Origin of the sequence: Paraburkholderia sp. SIMBA_053 (genome assembly GCF_046534895.1) — a bacterium.
Lineage (GTDB): Bacteria > Pseudomonadota > Gammaproteobacteria > Burkholderiales > Burkholderiaceae > Paraburkholderia > Paraburkholderia caledonica.
In genome coordinates this window covers 1-264 of sequence record NZ_JAWRXU010000880.1, presented here as the reverse complement: position 1 = coordinate 264, position 264 = coordinate 1, and the positions used below count along the sequence as shown (strand labels likewise).

The 264-nt window shown below is 66.3% G+C and carries 1 protein-coding gene; it reads left to right on the top strand.

Annotation, left to right across the window (positions count from 1 at the left end; genetic code table 11):
- Positions 1-264, top strand: a 264-nt coding sequence (locus SB753_RS38130) for a TolC family protein (RefSeq protein WP_410805300.1), incomplete at both ends; no start/stop codon positions are given.

The window sequence follows — 264 nt, the reverse complement described above, 5'->3', positions numbered from 1 at the left end:
CGGCTGCGTATGAGCGGCAGAACACGCCGCCGCCGCTTGGCTATGTGAAGCAGGCGGGTATCGGCTTGACGGCTTCGTGGCAGCCGGATGTATTCGGCGGCGAACGCCTTGCGGTGCTCGCGGCGCAGGCGCAGGTGTCGGGGCGTCAATCGGCGCTGAACGAATTGCGGCTCGCGCTGGCTGCGAACGCGGCCGCCGCGTATATCGACTTGCGCTGGGCGCAGTCGCAATTGCAGATCGTCAACGACAACGAGGAAATCCGCG